This is a genomic window from Candidatus Binatia bacterium, from assembly GCA_036504975.1.
Classification (GTDB): Bacteria; Desulfobacterota; Binatia; order UBA9968; family UBA9968; genus JAJPJQ01.
In genome coordinates this window covers 20,218-43,975 of the sequence record DASXUF010000122.1, presented here as the reverse complement: position 1 = coordinate 43,975, position 23,758 = coordinate 20,218, and the positions used below count along the sequence as shown (strand labels likewise).

Annotated in this window: 18 protein-coding genes and 1 pseudogene; 8 read left to right on the top strand and 11 right to left on the bottom strand. The window is 59.8% G+C overall.

Going from position 1 to position 23,758, the window contains the following annotated elements:
* The 3 genes and pseudogenes from VGL70_16450 to VGL70_16440 all read right to left on the bottom strand — a co-directional run.
* The coding region (locus VGL70_16450) for an FAD-binding oxidoreductase (protein ID HEY3305116.1) at nt 1–1,302 on the bottom strand (1,302 nt) is incomplete at its 3' end.
* A gap of 75 nt (nt 1,303–1,377) precedes the next feature.
* Nucleotides 1,378–2,420 (bottom strand): annotated as a pseudogene (locus tag VGL70_16445) (DUF2332 domain-containing protein).
* Nucleotides 2,421–2,429: 9 nt separating this feature from the next.
* Nucleotides 2,430–3,107 carry an alpha/beta family hydrolase gene (locus VGL70_16440; protein HEY3305115.1) on the bottom strand — a complete coding sequence of 226 codons (678 nt, stop codon included), beginning with the start codon at nt 3,105–3,107 and terminating at the stop codon, nt 2,430–2,432.
* 100 nt (nt 3,108–3,207) lie between these two features.
* On the opposite strand from VGL70_16440, the gene VGL70_16435 reads away from it, so the two are divergent.
* From VGL70_16435 to VGL70_16405, 7 genes are all read left to right on the top strand, one after another.
* Nucleotides 3,208–4,293, top strand: a complete 1,086-nt coding sequence (locus VGL70_16435) for an ethanolamine ammonia lyase-activating protein (GenBank protein HEY3305114.1) — start codon at nt 3,208–3,210, stop codon at nt 4,291–4,293.
* An 8-nt stretch (nt 4,294–4,301) separates the two neighbouring features.
* A complete protein-coding gene (locus tag VGL70_16430; GenBank protein HEY3305113.1) occupies nt 4,302–5,267 on the top strand; it encodes an ABC transporter substrate-binding protein in 966 nt (321 codons plus the stop codon).
* 88 nt (nt 5,268–5,355) lie between these two features.
* Nucleotides 5,356–6,417: a cupin domain-containing protein gene (locus tag VGL70_16425; protein HEY3305112.1), complete on the top strand. Its 1,062-nt coding sequence runs from the start codon at nt 5,356–5,358 to the stop codon at nt 6,415–6,417.
* 239 nt (nt 6,418–6,656) lie between these two features.
* Nucleotides 6,657–7,820 carry a hypothetical protein gene (locus VGL70_16420; GenBank protein ID HEY3305111.1) on the top strand — a complete coding sequence of 388 codons (1,164 nt, stop codon included), beginning with the start codon at nt 6,657–6,659 and terminating at the stop codon, nt 7,818–7,820.
* Nucleotides 7,821–7,908: 88 nt separating this feature from the next.
* A complete protein-coding gene (locus VGL70_16415; GenBank protein ID HEY3305110.1) occupies nt 7,909–8,418 on the top strand; it encodes a rhodanese-like domain-containing protein in 510 nt (169 codons plus the stop codon).
* A 256-nt stretch (nt 8,419–8,674) separates the two neighbouring features.
* On the top strand, nt 8,675–9,625 hold the full coding sequence (locus tag VGL70_16410) for a glycosyltransferase family 2 protein (GenBank protein HEY3305109.1): 951 nt from the start codon (nt 8,675–8,677) through the stop codon (nt 9,623–9,625).
* Nucleotides 9,622–10,605 (top strand): glycosyltransferase, encoded by a 984-nt coding sequence (locus VGL70_16405; GenBank protein ID HEY3305108.1) that lies wholly within the window; start codon nt 9,622–9,624, stop codon nt 10,603–10,605. The genes VGL70_16410 and VGL70_16405 overlap by 4 nt, the downstream gene beginning before the upstream one ends.
* Nucleotides 10,606–10,680: 75 nt before the next feature.
* Here the strand turns inward: VGL70_16405 and VGL70_16400 are convergent, their stop codons facing one another.
* From VGL70_16400 to VGL70_16365, 8 genes are all read right to left on the bottom strand, one after another.
* A complete protein-coding gene (locus tag VGL70_16400; protein HEY3305107.1) occupies nt 10,681–14,328 on the bottom strand; it encodes a glycosyltransferase in 3,648 nt (1,215 codons plus the stop codon).
* Nucleotide 14,329: 1 nt separating this feature from the next.
* A complete protein-coding gene (locus VGL70_16395) occupies nt 14,330–15,520 on the bottom strand; it encodes a glycosyltransferase (GenBank protein ID HEY3305106.1) in 1,191 nt (396 codons plus the stop codon).
* Complete coding sequence (locus tag VGL70_16390; protein HEY3305105.1) at nt 15,495–16,814, bottom strand: glycosyltransferase; 1,320 nt, start codon at nt 16,812–16,814, stop codon at nt 15,495–15,497. Before VGL70_16390 ends, VGL70_16395 begins: the two co-directional genes overlap by 26 nt.
* Nucleotides 16,815–16,816: 2 nt before the next feature.
* Nucleotides 16,817–17,992, bottom strand: coding sequence for a glycosyltransferase (locus tag VGL70_16385; protein ID HEY3305104.1), 1,176 nt, complete (start codon nt 17,990–17,992; stop codon nt 16,817–16,819).
* A gap of 14 nt (nt 17,993–18,006) precedes the next feature.
* Nucleotides 18,007–19,281 carry an ABC transporter ATP-binding protein gene (locus VGL70_16380; GenBank protein HEY3305103.1) on the bottom strand — a complete coding sequence of 425 codons (1,275 nt, stop codon included), beginning with the start codon at nt 19,279–19,281 and terminating at the stop codon, nt 18,007–18,009.
* A gap of 14 nt (nt 19,282–19,295) precedes the next feature.
* Entirely contained in the window at nt 19,296–20,060 is a 765-nt protein-coding gene (locus VGL70_16375; GenBank protein HEY3305102.1) for an ABC transporter permease, read from the bottom strand.
* A gap of 4 nt (nt 20,061–20,064) precedes the next feature.
* Nucleotides 20,065–21,006: a glycosyltransferase family A protein gene (locus tag VGL70_16370; GenBank protein ID HEY3305101.1), complete on the bottom strand. Its 942-nt coding sequence runs from the start codon at nt 21,004–21,006 to the stop codon at nt 20,065–20,067.
* 306 nt (nt 21,007–21,312) lie between these two features.
* Nucleotides 21,313–22,473, bottom strand: a complete 1,161-nt coding sequence (locus tag VGL70_16365) for a cupin domain-containing protein (GenBank protein ID HEY3305100.1) — start codon at nt 22,471–22,473, stop codon at nt 21,313–21,315.
* 190 nt (nt 22,474–22,663) lie between these two features.
* Between VGL70_16365 and VGL70_16360 the strand changes: the two genes are divergently transcribed.
* Nucleotides 22,664–23,722, top strand: a complete 1,059-nt coding sequence (locus VGL70_16360; GenBank protein ID HEY3305099.1) for an amidohydrolase family protein — start codon at nt 22,664–22,666, stop codon at nt 23,720–23,722.
* Nucleotides 23,723–23,758: the final 36 nt, after the last annotated feature.

Here is a 23,758-nt window from a genome sequence, read left to right as displayed (position 1 = left end):
CATGAGCGGCGCGAGCTTCACGCCGACGCCGTGCGTGTATTCCATCGATCCGCCCATTTTTTGAACCAGACGAAGCAGCTCTTCGACGGTCTCTTCCAGCGCGAGCTGCGCCCGATTCGTGCCGTCGTCTTCGATTCGGAGCGGCATTGAGAAAAGCTCCGGCCGAATCCATAAACCGCTCTCCTGCAGGTGAACCCCGCGCTTGGCGACGATCTCCATCGCCGCCTTTCTAAACGGCAAAACATTGGAGGCGGGCAGTGCGACGTGAATCCAGTCGCGATAAACGCCGTCACGACCGCGCTCTCGCCGCTGCCGACGGTTCTCCATAAATCGCCGCGCAATCGTATGCCGCTCGCTCCAAAACTCTTCCGCCTGTCGTTGGGGCAGCCGTCGCGCGCCTGCCAGCTCGCAGATCGCCAGAACAATTTTCTCCTCCGCCTCGACGACTTCTTTGACGCCTTCGAAAGCCAGATAGAGGAGTGCGAGGCCTTGATACTTTTCTTCATTGTCGCCGAAATCGACCATCGCCGGCTCCAGACCGCGCGCGAAGAATTTTTGGATGGCGCCATATCCCTGCTCGAACGACGCGAAACCGAGCGCGTGCAGAGATCGCTTCTCCGGCCGGGGAAAAATTCGGATCGTCGCTTCGGTCACGATGCCGAAGCATCCTTCGCCGCCGATGAAGAGCGATTTAAGATCGATTCCGGCGGAAGATTTCGGCACGGCGCGCGTCGTCAAGACCTCACCGTTCGCCAAAACCGCTTCCAACCCCAAAACCTGGTCTCCCATCGAGCCGTATTTTCCGCCGCGATAGCCTATGCTATTGGTGGAAATCGCACCGCCGATGGTAGCCACGGGCAAGGTCCATGGATCGTGGCCAAGAATGCAGCCCTGCTCGTTCAGCTTTTGCTCCACCGATTCGAGAACGGCACCGGCTTCTACTCGCGCGGAAAGCGCCTCGACGTCGATGTCGAGAATTTCATTCATTCTTCTTAGGTCGAGCACGACCGCCGGGCGCACCGACAGCGCTCCGCCCATGAGGCCGGAGCCGCCGCCGTAAGGGATGATGGGCGTCTTTTCTTTATCGGCGAGCATGACGATTCGCCGCACCTCCGCCGTGGAATCGGGCAAGACGATGCAGAGAGGCAAAGTTGTGGCAGGTTTCTTCTGAGGATGGAGCCGCCCTTCGCTCAGCGCGTCCCAGGAAAATTCGTCCAGACGCGCCGGGTCCGTAAGAACGTGCTCGGCTCCGACAAGCTCGGCAAGGCTTTCTATCAGCGTCTTTCTGAGCGCCGCTTCCATGATCTAGAGACTCCGGATGCCGTTAGAATATAACTGAAACGACCGTGTCGAAAAAGGTCGCGTTCCCTGTCGGTCTCAGCTCACATCCAGCCACTCCAGCCACTGGCCGTGATTGTGGCAACGGGCAAGAATTCGCCCCGTTCTCACCCCATTGATAAATGAGACCAGTTGAAGCTCGGAATCGATACTGCGGCCGCCCGTCGTCGAGAGCAGAAACAAATCCCGCCGGGCGCCGTATTGAGCGCACATCTCGGCAATCCGCTCGCGGGATTGCGGCGCAAGCGGCGTGAAAGTTCGAAAGATGCACAACGTGTTGTCTTTGGGAACTGCCGCCAAAACCGCAGGAAGCGTCTCAGCCGCGTCTCCCGCAATAAGTTTGACCGGATTTTGCCGGGCGATTTGAATCGCGCGTTTCAGCAACTCAGCCCGCTCGACTTGCTCCGGCCAAACCAACGCCTGTAGCCATAAAATCGCATCCGGATCGCTCGTCTCGATCGGCACGCGATCTAATCCGATGCGGCCGGCGACTTCCGGAAATATTTCCGGAATCGGCGGCGGCCTGCTGTCTCTCAGAGCACATCTGATTTGTACCGGCGAATTTAAATCGCCGCCCCGGTGGATGTCTCCATATATGTAGCCGTAACGGTCCCACAAAAGGTTCAGTCCGGCGCTGGCGCCGATCTCGACGAGATAAAGCGGATGGCCTTGTCCTTGACGCGAGATAAAAACGAAAGCAGGCGCCAAAAAAGCGCGGCGGCTGACCTCGTTGGTTTGTACCAGTCCGACCGCGATCAGCCCGCGAATTTCCTCGTCGTATTCGAGACAAAAGAGCGGAACTCAGGGTAGGGATCTTCAACCGAGGCCGAAGGGCCACAAGCGATCTCAAAAAACACCGAAACCGGATGTTTGATTCCGTTCAGCAAAAGAAATTGAACGGCGGCAAAAAAAAGATTTGGAATCCTCTCGCCGTTTCGCGCATGGGCCGCCAGCGCCAATATCTCCGGATCTTCTGCGATAGATAAAGACAGCTTTTCATAAAGCGGCGAAGCGTCGCGAACCTCTTCACGCGCGAACCGTTGAAACGTCTGTGCCAAAGCTTCGAGCGAAAGGTCGGACATGACCCTGCCTCACGCTGTCAAACGTGATGCCCAAGACGCGGCTGTCTGCGCAGCTTCGTCGAGCACCTCGTCGTCGCTTCGTCCCGAGCTTTTCAGCATGTGCAACGAATGGTCGCCGCCGTCGAAGACGAAAAGCTCCGCGCGCTTGCCGAGACGGTTGCACAGCGGCTTGAGGAGCTTGAGATCGGCGAGCGCGTCGCGCGAGCCCTGGAGAAAAAGCATGGGCACGGCAACATTCATTAGGTGTTCGCCGCGCGCAGCCGAAGACTTGCCTGCGGCATGGAGCGGAAAGCCGAAGAAGGCGAGCCCGCGCACGCTGTCGAGCGGCGTCTTCGACGCAGCCAGGGAAGTCATTCTGCCGCCCATCGACTTGCCGCCGGCAAAGAGCGGCAGGTCGCCAGCGTGTTTTTTCGCTGCGGCGACGGCCGCGCGCACGGTCTCGGTGAGCGTTCCCTCCGAATCCGGCGCCTTATTCCCCTTCTCCATGTACGGAAATTGATAGCGCAACGTCGCAACGCCTTGGCTCGCGAGCTTCTGTGAGATCTCTTCCATGAATTTATGCTGCATACCCGCGCCGGCGCCGTGCGCGAGGACGAGGAGAGCCCGCGCATGATCCGGCCGCAGCAGCAGCGCAGAAACCTCGCCCGCTTTTTCGCCCACGCGGAATTTGAATTTGCTCGGGGTCACGAGAAAATCTTAGCGCGTCGAGCCCGCCGACGCCACAGCGCGCCTTGACTGCCGTCTCATGGGCGTATTAGACATGTGAAAGCGGCAAACGGGAGAAACTATGGCCGAGCGGAAAACGATGAACGAATTGGGTTTCAAGACCACCTACCAGCAGTTCCTGGAGAAAGAAGGCCTGCCCGTGATCCGCGCCTTTCACATCGAGGACATCCGCAAAGTGGAGCTGGCGCCGTGGAATCGCGTCGGAGGTCTCGGCGCCTATCTCAATCTCGAAGGCACGGAGGGAGTCAACGACTGCTACATCGCGGAGATCCCTCCCGGAAAATCTCTCAACCCGCAGAAGAAGATGTTCGAGGAGCTTGTCTTCGTCGTCAGCGGCCGTGGCGCAACGACGGTCTGGCGCGATGGCAAGAAGAAGCAGACCTTCGAATGGCAGCAAGGCTCGCTCTTCTCGCCCCCGCTCAACACCTGGCACCAGCATTTCAACGGGGCGGGCGACAAGCCGGTTCGTCTTCTCGCCATGACGAATGCTCCAACGGTCCTGAATCTCTTTCACAACATCGACTTCGTCTTCAACTGTGACTACCCGTTCACCGATCGTTACGACGGCGAGGAAAATTATTTCAGCGGCAACGTGAAGGCGTTGTCGGAGCACTACCGCGATACCAACTTCATCCGCGACGTGAGGAGCTTCGAGCTGATCGAAAGAAAAGAACGCGGCGCCGGCGGTAAGATGACGCTGCTCGAAATGGCCAATAACGTCATGTCGGCGCACATCTCGCAGTTTCCCGTCGGCACGTACAAGAAAGCGCATCGCCACGGCGCGGGCGCTCACGTGATCATTCTCAAAGGCGAAGGCTTTTCCGTCATGTGGCCCGAGGGCAAGGAGGTCCAGCGATACGACTGGCGCGCGGGCAGTCTCCTGGTTCCGCCCGAGCGCTGGTTTCACCAACACTTCAACGTCGGCAACGAGCCGGCGAGATACCTGGCGCTGAAGCCCTTCAGCAGCAGGAAATTTCCCGGCCTCCGCAAACAATGGGGCACGGCTGAGAGCGTCAAGCAGGGCGGGGATCAGATCGAGTACGACGACGAAGAGCCGCGCATCCGGAAGATGTTCGAGGAAGAACTGGCCAAGCGCGGCGTCAAAAGCCGCATGGACGAGGTGCTGCGGGCAAGCCGCGCGGCATGAATAACGTCATGAAAACAATTTGCCGCCTGGCTCTTATCGCCTTCTTCCTGTCGGCGTCCGGGCCGGCGCTCGACGCTGCCGAAAAAATCCGCGTCGCCGTCACCAACCCCAACATGTCTTTTCTCCCGTCACAAGTGGCTCTGAAAAAGGGGTTTTTCAAAGACGAGGGCCTGGACGTAGAGATCATTCGCATGAACGTGCCGAATATCGTAACCGCCCTCGTGACCGGAGATATCGGCTACACTCTGCTCTTCGGCTCGGTCGTGCGCGGCGCGCTTCGGGGCATGCCCATGCGCGCTCTCGCAAGCCTCCTGGACGGTTCGACCCACGCTTTGGTTGCCAAGCCCGAGTACAAATCGGGCAAAGAGCTTAAAGGGAAAACCGTCGGCATCGGCAACTTCGGCGGCACGGACGAGGTGGCGGGTCGCATGATGTTGAAATCTTTTGGCCTAGACACGGAGAAAGATCTCAAGTTCATCGCCCTGGGGCCGGATCGAGCGCGTCTGGCCGCGTTAAAGGAAGGTCTGGTCGATGTAGCAGTGATCGCCCCGCCCGGGGACGCCCTGGGAAAACAGATGGGATTTAACGTGCTTCTGAGGGCGTACGAGGTTTTTAGTTTCCCGTTCATCGGCGTAGGCGCCAATCTAAAGAGCATCAAAGAAAGGCCGGTGGAGGTCAAAAAGATCGTCAAGGCCCTTATCCGCGCCAACCGCTTCATCCGCGAAGACAAGAACGGCGCGGTCAATGTCCTGGTCGAATGGGGCCGGGTCGACCGCGAGCAGGCGCTGGCCTCCTACGACTCCACGGTGAAAGTCTTCAACGCCGACGGCAACATCCCGCAGGAAGGATTGAAGCTCGTGATCGATCAGGCCAAGACGGAGCTGAAGCTCACCAAAGACGTTCCCGTGAGTGAGGTTATCGATCTCGCGCCCTTGCGCGAAGCGCAGAGAGAGTTGGGCATTAAAATGCCATAAGAAGAGAGGTCCTTCACTTCGTTCATCAGGATGACAGTCTCTCTTGTGTCATTCTGCACGCAGCGAAGAATCTCTCAGGAGCCGAACGATGTCGGAAGAGCAAGAGTTGCGCGACCTGGACCAGAAGCTCCATAAGCTCGGCGTCGAGGGGCTTTGGTCGGAGACGTCCGAGGCGGACCGCGCGACCTACAGCAAGGACCCTCACACGTCGGTGCTGCCGCATCTATGGAAGTGGGACGATCTCTACGGCGCGATCAAGACGGTCGGCGAGATGCACGGGCTCGACGGCAAAGCCGAGCGGCGCGTGCTCCGTCTGGTCAATCCGGCATTCCTGGATTTAAAAAACCGCCGCCAGCGCTCGACGACGCACACGATGCTGATGACCATGCAGCTTTTGAAGCCCGGCGAAGTGGCGCACGCCCACCGGCACAACTTCGCGGCGTTCCGCTTCATCGTCAAAGGTGGCGGCGCGTACACCGTCGTCGAAGGAGAAAAACTGCCGATGGAAGAAGGCGACCTGATCCTCACGCCTTCGATGACGTGGCACGGCCACCACAACGACGCCGGGCCGATCGTCTGGCTGGACGGTTTGGACAATCCGCTGCTCTTCTCGCTGCAATGCATCACCTGGGAGCCGTATCCCGGCGGCGTCCAGCCGATCAAGAAAATTTCCGCGACCACCGCGCCGCGAGTCGGCGCGACGCGACCGGTTTGGGAAAAATCCTCCGATCGGTCGAGCTACAACCTGGTCTACAAATGGAAGGACACGTACGAAAGCCTGAAGAGTCTGAGCGCGAGTCCGGCTAGTCCGTTCGACGGCGTCGCGCTGGAGTACGTCAATCCCGACGGCGGTCATACCATGCCGACGCTCTCCTGCGGCATCCAGATGCTCAGGCCCGGCGAAGCGACCAGGACGCACCGGCATAACAACAGCGCGGTGTATCACGCATTCCGGGGAAGCGGCACAACTTTCATCAACGGACAACGATACGATTGGGACCAGGGCGATTGCTTCGTCGTGCCGCTGTGGAGCTGGCACAGCCACCAGAACCGCTCCAAAGACAAAGAAGCGATTCTATTTTCCATGAGCGACGTGCCGGTCCTCGAGGCGCTTAAGCTCTACCGCGAAGAAGCGGGCGAAGGCGCTTAGGCTGCTCGACCAAATCGTTTGCGTTGCTCGTTCCAACCCGTCAGCAGATACCAAATCAGCATCACGGCGATGACGCTACACACGGCTCCCTGCCATCCGACCACATCAGGAAGAAAAATCGCGGCGCCCAGATCGTCGAAAAGTTCCGACTATTCCGATCAATAGCCACCACGACTTCTTCTACTTTACGGACTCGTGAATTTGTACTAGGCTAACGAACCCGAAGGGAGAATAGAACAATGCAAAAAAATCTGTCCATACTCGCTGGTCTGGGTCTGCTCCTACTGACCGTTGGATGCGCGCTGATGCAGCAGAAGTCTACCCACTATGAGGTCTGGGCGGCCGATCAGAATGACGACAAGATATATATCTTGGACCCGGAAGGAAAAACTCTCAAAACGATCGATGGAAAGACGCTCGGCGACGCCAAGCGACCACACATGCTCTGGGGCGTGCCCAAGGATCCCTATGTGTACGTTACCAGTACGGTCTCCAATTCCGTCACTGTATTAGACGGCAAGGATGGCGCGGTGAAGGCGGTCATTCCCGGCGTTGGAAAAGCGCCCCATGCCGCGCAGCCGAGCCCGGCGCATCCAGAGCGGATCTACGTTTCGAACATCGGCCCGCAGGCCGCCGCTCCGGACGGAAAACCGGATCGGGGCGAGACCATCACTGAGATCGTGCGCAACGGTTCTAAATGGGAGAGCGCACGGTTTCTCGATCTGAAAGCGGCGCCCGCGCTGGCGGACACCAAACTCTACCCGAGCCGGCGCCCCGTTTGCGTCGGGTTCTCGAAAGACGGTCGCTACATGCTGACGACGCTCTTTAATGGCGGCCTGGCAGTGATAGACCTGCAGGCGTGGAGGGTCGCCAAGGGATGGGGAAAGAACGAGATCGCCGAAAACGGATGCGGTTTCGCCGCCTCTCGCTCGGGAGAGGAACTCTACGTGACTGCCGGAAATGAGAAATCATCTTGGTTGTACGTGTTCGACGTCGCCGGAGAGCCGAAGCTGATCGCGACGCACGATCTGTCAAAATTCGGACGGGATTCGCACGGGATTGCTATTGACGCGCCGCGCAATGCGCTTTGGATCGTGCATCGCGTCAGCAGTAATATTACGATCCATCCCCTTGCTGCCATTCGCAAGCCGGGCCAGCAGCCCACTGTCATTGAGTTTGTCGGCAAGACACCCGATCTCATTATGTTTGCGCCGGATCATAGCTTGGCGTACGTGACCCTGCGGGGACCAAAACCGGCGCCGACCATTCCCCATGCCACAGTGGGTGAAACCCCGGGAATTGGGATTATCGATGTGGCCAATCGGAAGCTTCTACGCGTTGTGAAACTGGGCGACCAAGTGAACGCGGATTTTCATGGGATTTTCGTTCCCACCGGCCAGTAGATCAGGTACTCTTAAGAATGATGACCGGCACACAGGGAGGGATACCGTGAACGTAACAGCAGAAAACCGTTTAGAGGAAATTGACCCGATGCTCCTGAAAGCATGGATGGACAAAGGGGAAGCGGTCCTCGTGGATGTGCGCGAGCCGTCGGAGCACGCCGGGGAGCGCATCCTGGGGGCTCGGCTGGTGCCCCTTTCCAGCTTCAACCCAGCACAGGTGCCACGAGAACCTAACAAGAAAGTCGTGCTGCACTGTCTGACTGGGACGCGTTCCGCTGAGGCAGGTCGAAAACTTTTGGCGGCCGGTTTTGCCCAAGTCTACAACCTGAAGGGAGGTCTGCAGGCGTGGAAGGGTGCCGGCTATGCAGTGGAGTATAATCCGAACGCCCCTATAAGCCTGCTGCGCCAGGTGCAGATTGTCGCAGGGACCCTGGTGCTCCTCGGCACGGTTCTGGGGGCTGCGGTTTCGCCATGGTTCCTCCTGCTCAGCGGCTTTGTGGGCGCCGGTCTGATGTTTGCCGGGATCACCAATACTTGCGGCATGGCAATGCTCCTGGCCAAGCTACCGTATAATCGGCGTTCGCAAGCGATCTCCTAGCGTGTGCCCGCGATCTTTCGAGACATTTACTCAGCCGCCGGGTTCCTCCAGGCGCAGATGGTCAACAGAGCGGTCGTTTCGATTGGAAATTCTCTCTACTTCAGGCTCGAATAGTAAGCGGCAAGATCGGCGAGATCCTGGTCCCGAGACTCTTCAAAACTTTTTCTCTTGCGCTTCGAGCGTGGTATCGTCGAGCTTCCGCTTGTCTTCTCTTTGCCGTTTGACACAAGCCCATAGGTAAAGCTACTAGAGCCACATGGCTGAGTGTCGTTTGAGCGTCGTGGTGCCTTGCCGGAACTACGGCCAATATTTGAGCGATGCAATCGAATCCGTGTTGCAGCAGGAAGGGTTCGGCGACCAAGCAGAGGTAATCGTCGTCAACGACCACAGCACCGACTCGAGCACTCTCGAGTGTTTCTCGTATTGGCGGACGGCTGATCCTCGAGTGCGCGTGATCGATAACCCGGGCCGCCTGGGCGCCGCTGCGGCGCGTAATCTTGGAATTGCCGAGGCTCGCGGAGAGTGGATAGCTTTTTTGGATGCCGACGACGTGTGGGTTCCCGGCGCACTGCAAACCCGTTGGCGTGTACTCGATACTCATCCGGAAGCTCAATGGATCGGCGCGGATTTTAAACGCCTGCGCCAGGACGGAACTTCCGACGCGGAAGGATTTTTCAAGACTCGATCCGTGGATCACCCTCGGCTCCGTCACGCCTGTGAATCCGGCGCGGTATTAAAGCTGGTAAAACCCGTTCCTGACTTTCTGCAGATGAGTCTCGGTTGGACCAGCACCGTATTGGCTAAAAAAGCTCTCCTGCTGCGCGTCGGTGGATTCGAAGCTTTGCTGGGGAATTACGAAGATCATCATTTATGGATCAGGCTCGCTCGCCATACGGACTTTTACTTTGTCCCGGAGGTCGTCGCGCTATATCGAGATCACCCTTCGAGCGTTTCCCGCCGGGAGGGGCCTCCGGCCTACTGGTACATCGTCGCCCTGCGCATGCTCCTCAGAGATCCTCACTTTCGACCCTATCGGACCCTGATCCGGCGCAAGTTAGCGTTTCTTTTTGCGCAAAATATGTATTACCATCGCACCCGCGGGGAGAGGGGGCGTGCGATCGCAGCGGCGGCCCAATCTGTCTTGCGTCATCCTTCCAGAATGAGCTACTGGAAGAATCTTCTGGCTGTTTTCGTGAGAAGGCGATGAAAGACTACAGCATTGCCGTGATCATTCCCGCTTATAATGCCGAACTCTTCATCGGCGAAGCGCTTGACAGCGTCGCCGGTCAATCCCGTCGTCCGGATCAGATCATCGTCGTCGATGACGGCTCCACTGATCGCACCGTCGATTGTATCCGTAAGTGGGAACAGCAGTACCATGGCGAGCTCCATGTGCTGCAACAAGACAATCGCGGCGTCTCCGCCGCCCGCAACGCGGGTATCCGTTATGCGAAAACAGACTTAATCGCTCTACTGGATGCAGACGACCTCTTTTTCCCGTTTCATCTGGAGCTGCTCGAACGAGCCTTCAAGAACAATCCGCATATTCTGCTAAGCTTCGGCGATGCCCTGTATTTCGATTCTGAGCGCATTATCAAAGGCAGTGTCTTTGCGGGAACCCGGATCGAGGGCGTCGAATACGACGAGCAAGCCGATGGACTCCGTCTCTTGCGCGGCCCCGTATATAGCAGTTTGCTGTGGGGCAACTATATCGCTCCGAGCGCATCCTTGCTTTTAAAGAGCGCCGGGGAAAAAATCGGGCTCTTTGACGAAGACATTAAAAGCGCGGAGGATCGAGACCTTTTCCTCCGGCTTTCCCGAATCGGATCTTTCGCCTATTTTCCGGTGGTTGTCGCGCGCAAGCGGGTTCATGAAAACAACGCGACGCACCGCCGGCACATGTCGCAGTTCAACCGCTATCAACTTATGGTGCTTCAGAAGATGATCGATAACGCCGAAGAATTGAAGCTCTCGGCCGCGGAGGAGGAGCAGACGCACGCGGCCCTCGGTCAGCAGGTCTGGAGCATGCTTTACGCCGAGTCGCAGGGAGGACTCGGACCCTATTTCGAAACTTTCATGTACCTCATACGCCGTCGACAGATCTCGACGGTTTTCAATCCGAAGCATTTTTTACGCGCGGTCATATCCCACTACCGCGCCGCAAAAAACAAAACCCCGGTTAAATAAAAAACTGAGTAGGCTTGACTATTCCAATAACGCGGCGTGGAAAATGCTTTCCCATCAGGTTGAGGTTGCCGGCGGTCATTCGAGCTGGCTGACGAAATCCCCCATGCCGCCTGCCCCGGTTACTTCGATGCGCGGGAGCATAAGTAAAGGATCCTGAAAACTGCTCAGTCCCTCCTGGCACGACAAACCGAAAACGTAGCCGCAAGCTCCGATCAGATGCTGCACCACCGCATCGACGTCGCCGTACGGATAGGCAAAAGCTCGAATCGGGGTTTTGAGCTCGCGTTCGAGAATAACCCGGGAGCGAGCGCCTTCCCGGACAACGTCCGTCACCGAAAGCCCTGTCAGTGGACGGTGCGTGGCCGAATGGGAGCCGAACTCGACCCCTTCGCTCCGAAGCTGCCGGATCTCCTGCCATCCGAGCAGCGGCACTTCTTCACCAAAGGCGCTGTCCCAGGAATTTGACCTCCCGATCTTCTCTGCCACAAGAAAAACGGTGGCCGAAAATCCATACCGTTTTAATAAAGGCCACGCGTATATGAGAAAGTCGCGATAGCCGTCGTCAAACGTGATGAGCACGGCCTTGCCCGGAAGCGGCATTCTTGTTGCCGCTGCCGCCTGCCAGTCTTCCAGGCCGATGCTGTAGTATCCGGCGTCGCAGAGGTAACGAAGCTGCTCCTCAAAGTTCTCCGGCGTCACGCGGTAGGCGCTCATGGCGGTAGCGCCCGTCGGCGCGACGCGGTGGTACATGAGAATCGGGAGGCGGTCGGTGCCGGCCGCCGGCGCAGCCTGCTCGCGCAGCGGCGCTCCGCCCTGCCAGAGAAAATGCGCCGCGACCTCGGCCGGAAGCGGCGCCGGCTGTTCGGCGAGCTCGATCACTTGCGGATTCTTTCTGTGAAAGCCGAACCACGCTCGGCGATCCCGCCGAAAAAGTTGGATGCGATAAAGCGGTGTGCGCAATTCCTTCACGAGCCTGAGAGAAGGGGTGGCGGCAAGTGTCTCGCCGATGACCTTGGCGCCGAAAGGGCAATCCCAGTCGAAACCGGGCTTGTCGGGTTCATCGACCACCAGATTCGAGTGAGCTGTGAGCAGGTGGCCGCCGGGCACGAGCGCGGCGGCAAGCTTCCGGGCAACCGCCTCAGCCGCCGGCAACGAGCCAAAGTAGTAGAATACCTCGCTGCATACAATCAGATCGAACGGGCCCGGCAGCGGTTCCGTCGTGATGTTGAGTTGCCTGAAGCGGACATTTTTCAGACCGGCGCAGCGTTTGGCCGCCCGATCGAGAGCGACTCGGGAAATATCGGCGGCTAGAAGACTGCCGACGCGGGGAGCGAGCTGACTGGTGAAGTGGCCTTCAGCGCAGCCCAACTCGAGCGCGCGCCGCAGCCGCCGGCGGCGAAGCAATGCCAAGGTCTGCTCGTACTTGGTCTGTTCGTAGGGACTGGTGTATTTCCACGGGTCGGGATGTGCGGCAAAGAGACCCTCGAAATAATGCCGCATATGGCCGGCATTTTGCGCCGCTTGTGCCGTGGCAGATTGGGGCATGGTTGTTGTAGACGCTTGCGCGCTCTGGCCTGAAAGGCAGATGAGATCGGGCGTGTAAATCACGTGTTTCGGCCCATTGTCCCCTCGCGGGATCCGAATCGCCGGCTCGCCGCTGAAGGAAGCGGCGTCGAGGAGTTCACGCGCCGCGGCGGCGGGAAGTGCGGCCCGGCGCGAGGCGCTTGTGCCCATTGTTTCGGGAGCGCGCCGGCCGAGCACTAAGCACGGCTCGCCCAACGATAGAGCACGGTGGAGGGCGCGTTCCGTGACGGCCGCGAGCGCGGGGATCGTCATGAAATTATTGTCTGTCCTTATGAGCTCTGCGGATGCGAGAGCGGCGACGTTTTCAGTATGCTGCGAGGCCGCCGCGGCGGCGAGACGGCCGCGGAGCGATGCGCCGTTCGCAAACGGCTGACCCAACAAACCCTCCCGGACCGCCGCCCGGCACAATTCAAAACCGCTCGCGACATTAAGCGCCGCGCGCAGCTCCTCGGCATGGACGGCATTCTCTTTGACCGGAACGGTCACGACTCCGAGGGCGGCTCCTCCCACCGTGAGGACCGCCGCCAGTTCGGGGCGAGAGATATCCACACTGGAAAGATCCTCGCTGACCTCGGCTACGAGCCAGCCGTCCTCAGCGGAGCGACGAGGAGCTTCTTCTTTCTCCGCCGGAGGTTCATAGAAGCGCGCGTCCGGCCAGTCGGGGCGTCCCCAGATCTCCTGTAAGAATACTACCCAGCCGATCCGATCGTGCGCTTCCGACCAGAAGTCACGCTCGTCCTTAGAATCAGGAGGAATGCCCTCGCCGAGCACCAGCGTCCCCCGTCGGATGGACACGCCCTCCGGCGACCGCTCCACGGCGAGATCCCGATAGATAGTACGCTCAAAGAAACGCCCAAGAATCTGCCACGCAAATTCCGCCGCGATGGCGTCGGCCAGGACGGCGCGAGGCACAAAGCCATCGCAGACGGGGAGATGGAGCATGCCGAGGCAACCCCCCTCACAGTCGATAGCGCACAGAAGGGACTCGGCCGATGCGGGAGGATGAATGTCGACTATCGGTCCGGTGATCTCGACGCGGACGGCATAGGTCGTCCCAAAAGCCAGCGGCCTCGGGCCCGTTGTTTCTTCGATAACCCGACACTCCAGAAGCTTGCGCGCGCGGCGAGCCAGCTTCGGCGCCAGCGTTTGGCTCTCGAGAGCACTTAGAAATGCGTCGAGACCCCGCTCGATACTGGGCCACAGCTCGATCCAGGCGGTGGGCAAGCGACACGTGGGAAGCGGCGCAGCTTGGAAAATGCTTTCCGCGGCCTCGTTTGCATCGAACGTCGGATCGCGCGCCGCGCGCAGGGTTTCGAGCAACAGCGTCGCATCCTCGCCGTTGCCGAGCATCAGACCGGCAGCCCAGCAGGCGAGGCTAAACTTGACCCTATCGATATGGCTCGCCGATCTGCCGCTCGCGTGCGCGGGGTGTGGATTGGGCACGCGCGGGTCGGGCGCGTGCCCGCGCATAATCACACGCAAACCGTCGGCAAGAAACCGCGGGCCGTCGACCGAAGCCGAGGCCGGTCTCATGCGATAGAGCGCAAGCACCTCCTGAATCGCGCCGAAGCGCGCGCCGGTCCTGGCGATTCGCTGCCAGAGATCCCAGTCCTCACAAATACGGAGCGAGGTATCGAAGCCCCCGACAGCCTCCACGAGCGACTTGCGGACGATGCACGCGTGGACTGCAAAGGCGCAGGTGCAGGCGAACAAATCGAACAAGTCTCCTACCTCGTCGGAGAACTGATCGCCGCCGCACAGCGTGCCATCGGGAGCAACCCGGCTCCAACGGCAGTGAACCGCGTCGAGGCTCGGGTTCTGAGCGAGCTCCCGCGTCATCCGCTCTAGGAACGTAGGGGTGAGCCAATCGTCGGCGTCAAGGAAAAGCAGCCAATCGAACCGGGCAAGGTCGATGCCTGTATTGCGCGCCGCGCATACGCCCTGGGGCGGACGGCTTACAACACGGATCCGGGAGTCTTGTGGAGCGAAGGAACTAGCAACGGCCGCCGTCGCGTCGCTCGACCCGTCGTCGACGACGATCACCTCCCAGTCTGGAGAGGTCTGAGAGCGAACAGACTCAAGCGTCTCGGCGATGGTCTCCGCGGCATTGCGTGCGGGGATGACGATAGAAACGTACACGTTAAGGCCTCCGCACTTCTGATAGCGTGACCTTTCTCGCGTGCACTCGCGCCTTGACGTACATCAGCGGGCTCAGCAAGGCCCCCGCCAGTTCGATAGCAGACAGACGCCGGGAGAAATCACCCGGCCGCCACAGGTTTCGCGCCAGCCACCCGCCCAGCCAATTACGGATCGCGAACCGCAATATCGAGGTCGAACTCACTGTGCGGTTGCGCGCGCAGGTAAGGAGGTAGATCCCGAAAGAGCGGCCGTTGTTGTAGATCAGCCGCCGTAGCGAAGCCTCATCCCGCACGTGGGTATGCCAAACCAGAGCCGCGGGCTCATAGACCAACGTGCGCCCGCGCGCAAGGAGGCGGTGCAACATCTCGATATCGCCGCTGCCGCCGCCGGGCGAATCGGAGTCGAGCGCTACGTCAAACGGACCCATAGCGGCAAAAAGGTCGCGGCGGAAGGCCATGTTGACGCCGCTGCCGAAATCGCGCGCCCAAAGCAATTCTCGATCCGTGAGCCCGTCGCGCCGAAAAGTTCGACGGCGCAAACGGTGCCGCAAGCCGTATCTGAACTCAAAGCGAACCTGCGCCGCAGTTTCCAATTCAGAGGCGGCGACGGCCCCGGTCACTGCCGTCACTTGCGGGTCGGTAAAGGCGCAAGCGATCGCCCTGAGCCAGCCGCTGTCCGGACGCGCGCCGCCGGTCGTGAATGCAATTACATCGTAACGCGCCTCGGCGATGCCGCGATTGCGCGCACGGTTCGGACCCGGCCGCCCTTCGCGCACGTAGCGGACCGGATGGCCGCCTGCGAGCGGGGCATGATCGCCGCGCGGCGTGTTGTCCACCACGATGATCTCATGGTTGGAGTAGTCCTGCGCCAAAAGAGCCTGGAGGCATAGCTCGAGCCGGCTGCTCTGATCGGCTGAGACCACGACGCTGATCGGCGTCGACGGACTTTCGGCAGCGGTCTCACTGGAGAATTGTCTCCCTAAAACGCTCGGCATGAGATCCCCGGCGAGCTTATCGATGGCGGCTTTCAACTGCTCCACCGAGACTACCGGATGGCGCAGACCGGTGATAACGGCCTGCCCGACCGGCAGCCGGTGATAGCGCGCCAGGACCAATAGCCCGTCGTATCCCTCCATGCCCCAGATGGGCTTGATCTCTTCCGAGATCTCAAGATCCAATACTTTCATCGGCATAAACAGACTCCGAGGACCGACAAAGCGAATCGGCAAACGGCCAGAATTGGGCCGTGTCCCGGCCGGTCGCTTTTTCCAACGTCAGCGCGTTGAGGAGCGGCCAGGCCATCGTGGTTGCTAGTATCGCTCGAAGATGCGCGCCGCTGAGCCGTTCGGCGTCAAGCCGGGGAGGGATGCGGCCGACCGCCTGGCGTCCATAGCGGATGCGGACGCTCGCCGGCCGCTCCTCGCTCAAGCGCCGCTCCGCCGCCTCTAAACCGTCGCGGAGGTCGATCTCGATCTCGGAACCATCGCCATCGGTTCGCGACGGAGCGCTGTGGAGAAAGTCGGCCAGCGCCCGCTCGGTGCCGATTTCTTTCGCGACGCCGCGCCAGTACCAATAGTCGAGCATGTTGTCCAAAAGTCTTCGCCAGAGATCGCGCATCCGCAATCGCTCAAATATCCTGAGGGCAAAGCCGGAACCGGCGGCGAACAAGCTCTCGGACGCCGGCCACGCGAACGCGGCCGCGCGCAGAACGTAGTTCAACCTGGACCATGAGCCGGCGCGGGCCAGGGGAAGCGCCGGTCGCAGCTCCGGGTGGCGGCGGCCTATCAGCACGTCGGCGCGTCCTTCGTCGTACTTGCGCCTGAATGAACGGCTCATCTGGGTTATCTCGTAGTGATAGCCTAGTGCCTCGGGCGCAAAAGTCAGAGACGCGCCGGCTTTGATCAAGCGGATGCCAAGCTCGTAGTCCTCATGGCAGTAAAGCGCGGGATCGAATCCGCCGATCGCGGCGAACATCTCCGCTTCGAGCGAGAAGTTGCCGCTCAGCAGATCGCGGAAGGTATAACGGTGGCCGGGCTCGCTCATCATGGTGAACTTGTTCTCCCACCAGGCCCGGAGCGAGAGGCGGAAGAAGCCGGTTTGCACCTGAAGGACCGGCGGTAGATAGCCGATCACCACCTGGCCTGGTTGTTTTTGGTGAGCGCGGACATGGGTCTCGATCAACTGTGGCGCCGCTTGAATATCGTCGTCGAGGAAGACGAGCAGACGCCCCGTAGCCAACGTTGCGCCGTGGTTGCGGGCGACGGCGGGACCCTGCCCCTCCTGCTCGACGACGCGAAGCTTAAAAGGCGGGCTGTAGCGACCGAGCACTTTTCCGGTGTCGTCCGAACAGCCATCGGCCACCACGAGAACCTCTATGAGGTTGAGCCGGTAGGTTTGAGTCGCCAGGGCGTCGAGGGTTCGCCCCAGCGCGGCGCTGCGGTTATGCGTAGGGATAACCACACTGACGGTCGGCGTAGATTCTCTCATCTTCATCCGGCTCTGGCACGGAGGCGCTTACGGGAAGCAAAGTAGGCGCGCGGTCCGGCCATACAGCCGCGTAGCTCGGCCACGATGAGGTCCAGCGGCATGCTGCCCGGCCGCCTGAGAAGCGCGTGGATCAGATCCGGAAGCTGTTGAACGTGGAACCACTCCCAGGCGAGACCCAGCGCGCCCAGCTCGCCCTCGGTCAAGAGCCTCCGGGTCATGAATGCGTAGGCGCCCGTGCCGTAGCCATAGAGCGCTTGGCGCAGCTCTTCCCAGGTGCGCCGGTGGCGGTGCCAACTCAGCGCCGCCGGATCGTAGACGATGTCGTATCCGGCCATCAGGATGCGCGAGAACATTTCGTGATCGCCGCCGGAGCGAGTCATGGTCCCGGCGTCCAGCGCCTCGTCGAAAAACCCGATCAGCTCCGGCGCCGTTTTCCGGAGCGCCATGTTGACTCCCGCGCCGACTCGCCCCACTCGTAACGGATCGGCCTGAATTCCCTTGAAGACGGTGCGCTTGAAGCCTTTGCCGAAAGGATTGTGGCGCTCGAACCACTCTTGGGCCGCGGTTTCCAGCTCCATAGGCATGGTCAGCCCCGTGACGCACAGAGTAAGCGGCTGATCGAAGTTCGACGCGAGCGCGCGCAGCCATCCCCGATCCGGCACGGCGTCGTCGTCGGTAAAGGCGACGATCGGGTGGCGCGCCTCGCTGAGCGCGCGGTTACGGGCGGCGTTCAAGCCCGGGCGATCCTCGCGCACGTAGCGAACGCCATTGCAACTCTCCACGAGACGGCGTGTCGCCTCGGTCGAGGGACAGTTGTCGACCACCAGCACTTCCTGCCCGTCGTCGGGCATGCGCATGAGCGCATCGAGACACCGGCCGAGATCCTCAGTCCGGTCGCGGGTGCATATCGCTACGGTCACCGCCGGAGGCGCCGACCGTCTTTCGTCCCACTCGAGACGGTCATGAAGCCAGCGTTCCCAGAGGAGCGTACCGCCTGCGTCGATCAGCGTGGTACGGAGCTCGGCGCCGCCGATACGCCCGCCGGCGACCGGCAGCGATACCTTACCGACAGGCCTGCCGTTCAGCCGGATGAGAACCAGCGCGCGCCCGTAGTTTTCCAGACCGGTGATTTCGGCCGGAAGCCGGTTGAGGTCAAGGTCGAGAACGGCCGTAGCCATCGTTTATTTCACGCCTACTGAGTATGCGTTCTCCGCTCCGTGATCTGGTCGTCCGTGAGCAGGGACCAGACCGGACCGAGCGAAACGACTCCGGACACTTCGAGCTGGGCGTCGGGTCGGCTAAGAATTTCCAAGCAGTGCATTTCCCAATGATAGTCGTACACAAAGTCCCAGTCGGGGGGATACAACCCGACATTGATATAATACCGCCCGGCGAGGAGGGGCAGCTCGGGAAAACGGCAGCGCAGCACGCCGGTGATGGATAAGTTACCGAACGCGGCTTGGGCCGAGGAAACAGCGACTTCGAAGCAGTTCACGTGCGCCTCGTTGTAGATGCCTAGAGTCACGGCCATGTCGGGCAGCGGTTTCATCAAGCGGTATTCCAGTTCGATCGTCAGGCCTTCGCCGCATTGCACGGAGGAGACGGCCCGCCCCTCGGCATCGTAGAAGCGCACGTCGGAGATGGCGGCCTCCTGCGTTCCCTGGCGGCTGCCCTCTGCGACCGCGAGGCTCGGCGACAGCGCTTCCCCGGAGAGCACGGCCGCGCGCTTTTCCGTTCGTTGGCGCATTAAATCATGGTAACAACGCACCGCGTCTTCCGGCTCGCCTTGCATCGCCACCCGGCCTTCTTCCAGCACGAGGACCTCATCGCATAATGTCTCGATCTGCGCGGAGTCGTGCGAGGTGAGGATCAGGGTCTTGCCCGCTTTTCGGAACGCGAGCAGCCGTTCGAGACATTTCTGTTGGAAACGGGCGTCGCCGACCGCCAAGATCTCGTCGAGAATCAAAATTTCCGGGTCGAAGTGCGTGGCCACGGCAAAGGCCAGTCGCAAATACATTCCGCTGGAATACGTGCGCACCGGTTGATCGATGAAGTCCTCCAGTTCGGCGAAGGCGATAATTTCTTCTTCTCCCGACCGCACTTGCCGCGTCGTCAAGCCGTTGAGCAGACCGGCGGTCAGAATATTCTCGCGTCCGGTGAGATCCGGATGAAACCCGGTGCCAAGTTCGAGCAAAGCGCTGACGATCCCGCTACGATGAATCCGTCCGGAAGTGGGCTGCCCCAACCCGCTTAACAGCCGCAGCAACGTGCTCTTGCCCGCGCCGTTGTGACCGATGATGCCGAGCACGTCTCCCTTCTCCATGTAAAAACTTACGTCGCGCAGCGCCCATAACGTCCGGCTCTTTTGATAACGGCCGCTCATCCAAGTCGTGGCGAGCTCGCGGAGCGTCGTCGGCCGCCTGCCCCGGAGATAGAATCGCTTGGAAACGTCCTCGACTGTCAACACGATAGGCATCGCCGTTAGAGAGCATCCATGACGTGCGGCCGTTGAAGGCGGTAAATCCAAAATCCCGCGCCGGCGACGACAAGACTGGCGACGCTGCAATAAACCATCGATTCCCAGTCCGGCGCACGCTGATAGAAAAAAATCTCGCGATAACTCTGGATCAAGCGGGCGATCGGATTCCATAGGAGCAGTCCGGAGTAGGCCGCGCCAAGTTTCAACGGGCGATAGAAGATCGGGATCAAATAAAATAGGAGAGAGAGCGCCACGCTCGTAAGGTGCCCCACATCCCGATAGAAAACATTCAGCGTCGCGATCGCGAGCCCAAGGCCGACCAGCATGATTCCCTGAAAGAGAACCAGCAGGGGAAATGCCAGCACCGCCGTCGTCGGAGGACGGCCATGCAGAGCGAGCACGACGAGCAAAATGGGCAAGCTCACGAGATACGTGAGCAAATTGGAGAGGGTATTGACCACGATCAAAGTCGCCGGCGCGAAATTCGGCCGCCGGAGCAGATCACGATTGGCGGTGAAAAGATTTCCGGCCGACCCCGCGGAGCTGCTGAACCAGGTCCACGGCAAGAGGGCGCTGAAAACAAACGCCGGATAATCCTCGATGTCCAACGGGACGACCTTGCCGAATAGAAAAACAAAGACGAGCAATTGAATCAGGGGAAGCGCGACCGACCAGAGAACGCCCAAGACCGAGCCGGTATAGTGCAAGCGAAAATCCCGTCGTACCAGGTGGCCGATGAGCTCGAATTGATGCGTCGGAGAATACATGCGCTTACGGTGCGGCTTGAAAAGACCTCCTCTTCACGGAATTCTTTGCCGCCCCGAAAAAATATCCGAGCAGCGAAAGAAACTGGAGCTCATGATAAAACGCTTCGCGATGCCGCAGGGTCAAGCTCATGGTGAAAGTTTTCGACAACTGCTCGAGCGTCTGTCGATACTTCCATCTTGGAACCATCCCTAGCGTGCACGCCCCGGGAGCAAGTTTTTGCGCGCCCCACTCGCCGATGCGAAAATACCACCGGCGCAAATACGATTTTGTAAACCGGGACGGATCCGGGCAATGATACACCATCGCGGCCGGATAATACATGGTCAACTCGCCCGCCTTTTTGATTTTTTGGTAAAATTCGACGTCTCCGCCCATCAGCAGTTTATTTTTTCGCCGGTCGAGATCCGGTCGAAAGCCGCCGTATTTTTCGAACACGGAGCGCTTGAAAGCGAGATTGGCGCCGATGCCGACGATGCTGGTATAGGTGTCGTCGGAAAGAATGGCCGTCTCTCCGGGGTCGAATTTTCCCAGCGCGCCGTCATACTCCGCATGCCACCAGGCCGGCCGGGGGAGATCGTCTTTGATTAACACCCGCCCGCCTACGCCCACGACCGGGTTCAGGTCGAAGGCTTTCGTCATCTCCGGCAACCAGTTGCGGGTAACCTCGACATCGTCATCGATAAAAAAAATAAACTCGCCCCTGGCCGCCTGGACGCCGGCGTTGCGCGCATGATTGAGCCCCTGGCGCTCCGCGAAAACGTATCGGACGGTCATCCGGGCATCGCGCGCGAAAGTCTCGGCGGTCCCTCGCGTGCCGTCCGTAGAGTTGTTGTCCACAACGAGAACTTCCCAGGAGATTTCCGGCGGCACGAGCATTTCGCTCAGGCTCGACAACGCGCGGCCCAAACTCTCGGCGCGATTGTAAGTGCAGATGACAACGCTCACCCGGCAAGCGTTTGACTCGCTGGCTGATCGCATACGGCGGGCACTCTTAAGGAGAAAAACGAAAGTTGGGGCTCGTAGACAAGCGCATCAAGTGCGGGCGCTCAGAAAAATCTCAGCGGCCAGGCGCAACCATCACAATGCCCGCCTGGGGGTTTCTTGAAGGGCCGATGCGTGGGACGAGGAGCATCAAGCGTGCCGGCAGAACTTCTCCTAGAACTCTCGTGCCGCGTAACACAGGACGTATCGCATCGGCCCGGAGAGAGACTCCCGGGCGGGCTATGACCTTTTTCAACTTTCAACGGCCTGCTATGTTTCGCGCTCGCTCGTGGGACCGACCTCGCCGGTGCACCACGGCACAAACGCCTTCATCTTGCACGGCGCGCCGTTTTCCTTGAGCTCCTTCTCGAAGATCTGGTGGATCTCGCGGTCTTCGTCGCCGTACTCGATCTGCCAGCCGCCTTCTTTCATGCTGCGGTCGGCATACTCCCCGCCGCCGGCCCGGGGCGAGTTGAGGCCCATATCGCCGGACCGGAGCGCCAGGTAGCGCGCCCGAGTGGTGCCTGAGTTGAAATGCTGGTGAAAGCAGTTGTCGCTGGGAACGATGACCATGGAGCCGAGTTGCCAGTCGCACTTGATCATGTCGGAGCGGTCTTCCTTGGTCCAAACCAAGGAGTAGCCGGCGGTGCCGCTCAGCAGCACGAGGTGCGCGCCCGGGCCGTGGCGGTGCGCCTTCTTGTACGTGCCTATGGGGAACTCCGAAATGTGGCTCTTCTGGTTGTTGTTCGCCATCTCCAGCATGGCGTTGATACCGCCGGCGCCCCGCTCCTTCCATCCGTACAGCTTCATGTCCGGCGCATTGGCGATGAAGTTCGACTCCCAGATCCTTCGCGTGAAGAGCTTGCCGTTGCCGCTGAAGTAGTCCTCCTCGCCCGAATAGCGGCCGCGGAAGATGAAATCGCAGTTGAATATGAATTCGTTGTCCTGAAAGAAGCGCATCATCGGCGGCGCGTTGGTCACGGCGAGGTAGCGGACCGTCTCCTGGCCGCTGCCGTTGAAGTTCTGGTACCACGCGTTCAGCGGAATGGAAAAAAGGCTGCCGGCGTGCCACTCGAAGGTATTTTTCTGTTTGGGGTCTTGCCAGATCGTCGTCGCGCCGCGCCCCGATACGACGTAGATCGTAAGCTCGTACATGTGGTGCTCCGGCTCGGACTTGCCCCCGGGCTTGATCTCTACCACGTGACAGTCGTTGGGCATGTGGCGGTTGGCGATATGGATGACGGCGCCGCTGCCTCCCTTGCGCTCCCATGGGCCCAGCTCGACGTTGGCCAAGCTCGGAAAGTAGAACTCCTCATGGACCTTCACGCCTTCCTGCTCGAGCCAGTCCGAGTACGCGTCCGGTTTCTTGTAATCTTTAAGGCCGTCCTTCGGGGTTTCGGCTATCTTCATATCGGTGCCTAACATAACCATTGTGGCGTCCTCCTCTGAATCTTTTGAGCCTCTTAGTGGAATATCCGATCTGGTCTCGACTTGTCAACGATCGGGAGGAAGACAACCTCCTAAAAATACAACCCCGCCCGGCTTAAAGATATGCAGGGGTTGACCAGGACCCGCGGGACGAATTAAAACAGACGTGTTAATCGAGAGGAGGTCACCGTCCATGAGCATAGCCGCCGCCGCTCGAAAAGCGCCGTCCGCTCTTGCCGATGAAGTCATTATTTCGGCCGATTCACATATTATAGAGCCGGCGGATCTCTGGGAGAAAAACTTGCCGCCGGGGCTCAGGGAAAAATATCCCAAGTACCCGCCACGCAATTCGCCGGGTGAAAAACCCGGCGGCTGGGACCCCACCGCGCGGATCGGCGAAATGGAAGTCGACGGCGTATCGGCCGAAGTGCTCTACCCCACTTCCGGGCTGCGTCTTTTCGCATTGGAGGACGCCGATTTGCAGGAAGCCTGTTTTCGGATCGCCAACGATTGGCTGATCGAATACTGCAAAGCGGCGCCGGGGCGGCTGGTCGGCATCCCATCGATCTCCCTGTACAATATAAAAAACGCGATCCAAGAACTGGAACGCTGTAAAAAGTCAGGGCTGGTGGGTTGTCTCATCTGGCAGGTGCCGCCCGCGCATCTTCCTTTCACCAGCGACTATTATTATCCGTTCTGGGAAGCGGCCGAGAGTTTAAATATGCCGGTCAATCTCCACATTCTCACCGGCTTTAACTATAGCCGCTTCGAGCGCAAAGGCCTCGACATCTTCAAGGCGACCGTGAACACGAAACTCTACGACGCCGCCAACAGCCTGTTCGATCTGGTATTCGGCGGCGTGACGGCCCGGTTTCCCAAGCTCAAATTCGTCTACGTCGAAAACGAGGTCGGCTGGATCCCGTTTGTCGTCCACGAATGGGACAAGTACTATCTCCGCTTTCGCAAGCGGGTGGATATGCCGTACATGAAAAAAATGCCCGGCGAGTATGTCGCGGAACAGGTCTACGCCACGTTCTTCAGCGACCCGGCGGGCGGCTGTCTCATGGAGCGCTGGGGGCAGGACACTTTCATGTGGTCCAACGATTACCCGCACGCGGCCTCGACCTGGCCGCACTCGCGCGAAGTGATCGCCCGCGAGCTCGGCCACCTCCCTAAGGACGTTCTCAGAAAAATAACCCGCGAGAATGTGATCAAACTGTACGATCTAAAAATTGACGGAGTGAACGCATAGAGTTAATATTGACAGCATGGATAATTAAGGAAAGGA